Raw genomic sequence first — 6,476 nt, forward strand, 5'->3', positions numbered from 1 at the left:
CCACCGCCCGGGCCCCGGCCGACTGGGCGGTGCCGGGCGTGCCCAGCACCCCCGGCCGCTGGACCGCCGACTCGTCGCTGGTGCAGCCCTCGGCGAGCGGGCCCTCCTCGGCGAACTCGTAGCCGCCGCGGGCGCACCGCTCGGTGTGGCAGCGGGTCAGGACGGTGCGGGAGCCGTCGATCACGTGGAAGCCGAAGCCGGAGCTGCCGGTGACCCGGCAGGACTGGAAGCTGCCGCGGCCGCCCGCCGAGACGTAGAACCCCGCCTCGGCGGGGGAGGAGACCGTACAGCGCTCGACCGTGGGATCGGCGCCTTTGGTCACGATCACGCCCGTCTGCACCGTGTCGATGGTGCAGTTGGCGAGGGTGCCGCCGCTGCCGTGGTCCCGGAACCAGGCGCCGGTGCCCGCGTCCCGGATCCGGCAGTCGTCCAGCTGCGCCGTCGCCCCGTCGCTCACGGAGACGGCGGTGCTGCGCACCTGCGACAGGTCGCTGTCCACCACGTCGGCGCGCGAGCCCCGGTCCAGTACGAACACCGCGTCCGGTACGTCGTGGACCCGGCACCGGTCGAGCGCGGCCGTGGCGCCGTCGCTGATCCACACCGCCGGATAGTCGCCGGTGCTGTCGCGGATCTCGCAGGACTCCGCGTCCACCCGGGTGCCCGGGTCCCACACCGACAGGCCGTTGCGGCCGAACCGGCGGACGGTCGTGCGGCTGAGCGAGAGCACCGCGCGCGAGCGCAGGTCGACGGCGTTCTCGGGGACGTCGTGGATGTCGCAGCCGTCCAGGGTCAGCACGGCGTCGGTGTCCAGGGTGACGCCGTCGGCGGAGGTGCGGTGCACGGAGCTGTCCGTGAGCCGGGCCACCGCGCGCTGGGCGATCTGCACGCCGGTGCCCCGGATCTCGTACACCTCGCAGCCCAGCGCCTCCAGGCCCGAGCCCTCGCCGGTGACCGCGATCCCGGCGCCCGTGCTGTGGTGGATCCGGCAGCGCTCCAGCCGGGGATGGCCGCCGCCGTGCACGGAGACCCCGCTCTGCCCGGCCGCGGCGACCTCGCACTCCTCGAACACCCCGCCCCCGCCGTCGACGACGGCGATGCCGACCCCGGCCGGGTTCTCCACGGTGCAGCGGCGCACCACCGGCCGGGCCCCGCCGCGCACCTCGATGCCGGCCGCCGACCGGGTGCTCACCCGCAGGTCGGTCAGCTCCGGCATGCCGTCCTCGACGAGCAGCGCCGGGGCGGCCCGGTCGCCGCCCTCCAGGTGCAGGTCCTGGACCACGGCCGAGGCGTGCACGGTCAGCGCCACACCGTCCGGCGGGGCGATCCGGACGGCACCGGGCTGCCCCTGCGGGCCGCGCAGGGTGACGGCGTGACGCAGTACCAGGTTCTCCCGGTAGGTGCCCGGGGCGATGGACAGCACGTCACCGTCCGCGGCGGCGGCCAGCGCCGCCGTGAGCGTCGGATACTCGCCCGCCCGCCGCCGCCAGCGCGAAGATCCGCCATGTGTCACCTGGACCGTGCCCTGTGCCATGCGCTGCCGTGCCCCCACCCTGTTGCTCGTGCCTGCCGGAGCCACTTGGGCCGGCGGCTCCACCGTAGCGCGCCGCGAGCCGGTGGGGAGCCAGGTCAACTGTCCGCGCCGGTGCGCCCCCAGTCCGGGCCGACCGCCGCCCACGCGCGGTCCAGCCGGCGGTACCGCTGGTGCGTCAGACGCCGTACGACGAGCCGGCGCAGGGTCTCGGCCAGGGCCGCCGTGGTCAGCCCGGCCGCCAGGCCCGCCACCCCGGCGTGCACGGCCGCCACCCGGGGCTCCAGCGGGCGGGGCACGAGCCGGCCCGTGGCGTCGGTCCATATCCGGAACCGGTCGCCGGGACGGGGCGGCTCCTCCGCGGCCGGCACCGTGCCCTGGTGGCTGCTGCCGTCGGGCGCGGTCCACGCGGCCACGATCTGCGTACGCTGCGGGGCCTGTTGCCGCGCGGCCGGGTCCGCCGCCGCGCCCGGTGGCGGCCCCTCCGCCGGGCGGACCACGACCGCCGGGACCAGATGCCGCTCCTGCCGCTGCTCCTGCGCGGCCCGCTGCAAGGTGGCGTCCACGCGCAGGCCGGCGACGCAGCCGACGACCGGCGCGAGCACCAGCACACCCACCAGGGCGGCGAACGCCACCCAGGCCTCGATCAGATCCGTCGTCCGGCGCAGCGGATTGCTCCGCCAACGCCACACTCCCATGGCTGTCCGCACGTCCGGCACCCCCTCAGCCTTCCGTCCTCCTGCGTCCCTAGCCTCCCCCATGCCCCGGAAACCTGCATTCCGGGACCTGCGGGTGCCGATTCACCCGATCCGGTGGTCGAGCCGGAGGGTGGGTGGAACGGCGTCTCGTGGGACTGAACGGCCGCACGGGGACGGCCGGTTCCCGACGGGAGGAAGAGCCCCTCGAACGTGGTGATCCGGTTGTCGCGGGGTGTCGTCCGGTGCCCGGCCGGGCATCAGTCCAGGACCCGCACCTCGTCGCCGACGCGGATCGTGCCGGTGCCGGCGGGGACCAGCATCCGCCCGAAGACCAGCGACTTGCCCATCCGCCGGTGCCGGCCGAGGGTCTTCAGCGGCTCCTTGCCGCGCTCGGCGGTCCGCTGGTCGGTCGTGGTGATGATGCAGCGCCCGCAGTTCTTGGGCCCCCGGAAGACCACGTCGCCGATCGCGACGCGGTGCCAGTGGTCCTCGGCCCAGGGCGTGGCCCCGGCCACGACCACGTTCGGCCGGAACCGGTTCATCGGGAGCGGACCCTCCTGCGGGTGGTCGCCCTGCGCGACGAGCTCGTTGAGCGCGTCCAGGGACGCGAGGGTGGTCAGCAGCAGCGGGTAGCCGTCGGCCAGGCTGACCGTCTCGCCGGGGAGCGCGTAGTCGGGGTTGATGGGGCGGCGTACGGCGGGGTCGTCCAGGTGCACCAGACGGGCCGGGACCCCGAGGTAGTCGCTGAACCAGGCGTGCGCGGCGGCGGAGTCCGCGAGCACGGCCTCGACCTTCTTCCCGAAGAGCTCGATCGGCTCCAGCGGTCCCGGCGTGGGGACCGCCACCTCCAGGGCGGGCATGCCCGGCGCCGCGAGCGCGATCGCACCGCCCGGCAGCGGCCGCGCCGAGGCGAGCGCCAGGCGCGGCTGCTGGCGCTGGGTGATGACCGTGCCCTCGGTGTCGACGAGGGCCCAGCGCCGGTCACCGGCCAGCCCCCAGGGCTCCACGGCCACCTCGTCGGGAGCAATCCCCGCTACCGACTTGACGGGGTGGACGTGGAGCGCTTGTACGTACATCTGCACGGTGGGGTTCGCCATAGGGGCATCCTGCCAGGTGCCCCGCGGCGCGCCGCAGGACTTTCGGACAGCAGGCCCGGCAGCGGCCGCGGCCCGGTCAGCCGCGCCGCGACCTCAGTGGCCGTGGCCGGGGCCCTGGCCACGGCCCGGACGGCGGCCAGGGCTCGGCCGGTGGCCGCTGCCCGGACGGTGGCTGTGGCCCGGCCGGTGGCTGCGCCTAGGGCAGTGGCCGTTGCCCGGACGGTGGCTGTGGCCCGGGCGGTGGCCGTTGCCCGGCCGGTGGCCCGGTCAGTAGGCGCGGCCCGGGTACTGGCGGCTGTACTGGTCCTGGTACGCCGGGATGCCGGTCGGGATCCCGGTCGGCGCGGTGCTCGTCATCACGGACGGGACCGGCGCCGGGGCCACCGGCCGCGGCGCGGCCGGGCGCATCGCCTCGTAGCCGGCGTTCACCGGCACCGGGCGGGGCTGCTGCGGCTGCTGCGGGATGTACGGCGCCGGCGCGTGCTGCAGCGGGGCCGGCTGGTGGCCCTGCTGCTGGTACGGGTAGCCGTACGCCTGACCGCTTGGCTGCGGCGCGGGCGCCGAGGGCGCCGCGGGCAGGGCGGGGAGGGCGGACGGCAGGGCCGGGAGGTAGCCACCGCTGGAGGGGTAGCCGTTGTTCCCGCTCGACGGGTAGCCGCTGTTCGCGGGCTCGTAGGCGGCCGGTACGCGGATCGGGGCGATCTGCGGGGTGCCCCGCTCTGCGACCAGGGAGTCGTAGATGGGGGTGTCCGGGAAGGAGGGCGCGGAGTAGTAACCGCCGCCATAAGTGGAGCGGGGGGAGGTCATGGGTCATAAGTTAAGCCCACGACTTCATGTGGTCCATAGCAAGGAGTCGTGGGCACCTCCCTGACCTGCATATTCGCAGGTCAGCGCCCCACCTTTCACTTCACGTTCACGTGCACGATTCGTCACTTCCGCCCCTGCTTGGGGTGACTCGTACTCATGTGCCAGGCGGTTACTTGACGGTATGTCAAATCGCTCTGACCTTGGAAGATGGAATGCTGACGGACGATCAGATCGGCTCGCGAGGGGGCCGGGCGGGGGGCTCCTGGGGGTGCCGGGGCTCTTGGGGGGCCGGGGGTTCCTGGGGGTGCCGGGGTTCGTGGGGTTGGTGAGGTTCCTGGGGCTTGATGGGCTTGGTGGGCCTGGAGGGGTTACTGAGGCTGGCGCGCCTCGCGGGACTGGCGGGCTTCGCGCCCCGCCCGGGCCTGGCGGGACTGGCGGGTCTCCCGTGCCGTCCGGGGCTGGCGGGCCTGGCGGCCGGTGCCGTCCGGGCCGCCGTAGGTGCGGCCCTTCCAGGCGGCGCCGCGCCCGCGGTAGTGGCGGACCGCCGAGTCGACCGTCATGAGCAGGTAGAGCAGGGCGGTCAGCGGCAGGAGCGGGGCCAGGGCGGCGGGCCGGCGGTAGTAGCGGAGCATCGGCACGTACGAACCGGACATCAGCAGCCAGGCCGCGCCGCCGGCCCAGGCCGTCGCGGGGCGGCCGGTGGCCAGGCCCGCGAACAGGGCGGCGGGCGGCACCAGGTAGACGAGGGCGAGGCCGGCGACCGTGCCGGCCAGGAGCAGCGGGCTGTGGCGCAGTTGCGCGTAGGCGCTGCGGGCCACCATGCGCCAGAGGTCGGCCAGGCCCGGGTAAGGGCGGACGCTGTCCACCCGGTCCGCCAGCCCGAGCCAGATGCGCCCGCCGGAGTCCCGGACGGCGCGGGCCAGCGAGACGTCGTCGATGACGGCGTCGCGGACGGCGTCGGGCACGCGGGCGCGGACGGCGGCCTCGGTGCGCAGCAGGACGCAGCCGCCGGCGGCCGCGGAGGTGCGGCCGGTGGGGCGGTTGACCCACCGGAACGGGTACAGCTGGGCGAAGAAGTAGACGAACGCCGGCACGATCAGCCGCTCCCAGAACCCGGCCACCCGCAGCCGGGCCATCTGCGAGACCAGGTCGAGGTGGTGGGTGGTGGCGGCGGAGACGAGCTCGCGCAGGCTGTCGGGCTCGTGGGCGATGTCGGCGTCCGTCAGGAGCAGGAACTCGGGCTCGCCAGGGCGCCCGGCCCGGGCGCGGTCGATGCCGTGGCGCAGCGCCCAGAGCTTGCCGGTCCAGCCGGGTGCGGGCTCGCCCGGGTGCACCACCGTGAGCGGCAGCCCGGGCGTGGCCGCGGCGAGGCGCCGGGCCAGGTCGGCGGTCCCGTCGCTGCTGCCGTCGTCCACGAGGTAGACCTCGGCCTCGCCGGGATAGTCCTGCGCGAGGAGCGAGGGCAGGCTGCAGGGCAGCACCGCGGCCTCGTCCCGGGCGGGCACGACGACCGCCACGGAGGGCCAGCGGGCGGGCGCCGCCCGCGCGGGCAGCCGCACATCGGTCCGCCAGAACATGCCGTGCCCGCACACGAGCCAGACCCACACGAGGACGGCCGCCACCGCGGCGAAGCTGAGAAGCCCCATTGCGGCAGTCTGCCCAACCCCCACCCCGCGACACCGCCAAACGCCTCCCGGCGGGGCGTGTCGCGTCCCGGCCGGGGCCGGGGCCGGGGCCGGGGCAGGCGTGGGCTTGCGGCTCCGGGGGCGGGTCGGGGTGGGCAGGTGTGGGCTTGCCGCTCCGGTGGCGGGGACCGGGTGCTGTGGCGTCCCGGGGAGGGGGTTCGGGGCGCGGTGTCCCCCCGCTCTTGGCGCCTGGCACGGCGGACCACCGGCCTGCCGAGGCGCCGGCACCTGCCGGTGCGGTGGTGCCGGTGCCGGTGGCCGCGGCGGGGGCGAGCCGCAGCGGCGGCGGGGTGGTGGCGGTGGCCGGGCGCGCCGTAGCGGCGGGCGGGGTGGTACCGGTGCCGGGTGCGCGCCGCAGCGCCGGCGGGGGTGGTGGCGGTGGCCGGGTGTGCGCCGTAGTGCCGGTGCGGTGCTGGTGGGGGCGGGACCGGGCCCCGCGGGATTGATGCCGGGGTCGGTCGATCGGCCGGGCGCCCCGCCCCCGTCGCCTTGAGCGGCGACGGGGGCGTCACGGGGGCTTCCGGCGCCTTTCCATGTACCCGGCGCCCTGCTGCTGGGCCCCGTGGGTGGTGAACGGGCGCGGGCGGCGTGGCGGCGGTAGGGACGGCTCGCCCGGGAGCCCGCGCGGCCTCGCGTCCCGCCCGCGTCCGCGCCCGCCCGA

The 6,476-nt window shown here is 76.2% G+C and carries 5 protein-coding genes; all 5 read right to left on the bottom strand.

Annotated features, from left to right (window positions below; all coding sequences use genetic code 11):
* Window positions 1-1,531, bottom strand: a 1,531-nt coding sequence (locus tag LG632_RS29175; protein ID WP_226730892.1) for a right-handed parallel beta-helix repeat-containing protein, incomplete at its 3' end; no start/stop codon positions are given.
* Between the two features lie 95 nt (window positions 1,532-1,626).
* Window positions 1,627-2,238, bottom strand: a complete 612-nt coding sequence (locus LG632_RS29180) for an Rv1733c family protein (protein ID WP_226730894.1) — start codon at window positions 2,236-2,238, stop codon at window positions 1,627-1,629.
* A gap of 245 nt (window positions 2,239-2,483) precedes the next feature.
* The gene (locus LG632_RS29185; protein WP_226730896.1) at window positions 2,484-3,323 is read right to left on the bottom strand and encodes an MOSC domain-containing protein; all 840 of its coding nucleotides are present in this window, start codon (window positions 3,321-3,323) and stop codon (window positions 2,484-2,486) included.
* Window positions 3,324-3,590: 267 nt separating this feature from the next.
* Window positions 3,591-4,130, bottom strand: a complete 540-nt coding sequence (locus tag LG632_RS29190) for a DUF6643 family protein (protein ID WP_226730898.1) — start codon at window positions 4,128-4,130, stop codon at window positions 3,591-3,593.
* Between the two features lie 368 nt (window positions 4,131-4,498).
* A complete protein-coding gene (locus LG632_RS29195) occupies window positions 4,499-5,776 on the bottom strand; it encodes a glycosyltransferase (RefSeq protein WP_226730900.1) in 1,278 nt (425 codons plus the stop codon).
* Window positions 5,777-6,476 lie beyond the last annotated feature (700 nt).

The sequence above is a fragment of the Streptomyces antimicrobicus genome (assembly GCF_020532625.1).
In the GTDB taxonomy this organism is placed as follows: Bacteria; Actinomycetota; Actinomycetes; order Streptomycetales; family Streptomycetaceae; genus Streptomyces; species Streptomyces antimicrobicus.

Excerpts from the sequence above, each read along its gene's own strand:
- LG632_RS29185 (WP_226730896.1), bottom strand. The coding sequence starts at position 3,323 with ATGGCGAACCCCACCGTGCAGATGTACGTACAAGCGCTCCACGTCCAC.
- LG632_RS29190 (WP_226730898.1), bottom strand. The coding sequence starts at position 4,130 with ATGACCTCCCCCCGCTCCACTTATGGCGGCGGTTACTACTCCGCGCCC.
- LG632_RS29195 (WP_226730900.1), bottom strand. The coding sequence starts at position 5,776 with ATGGGGCTTCTCAGCTTCGCCGCGGTGGCGGCCGTCCTCGTGTGGGTC.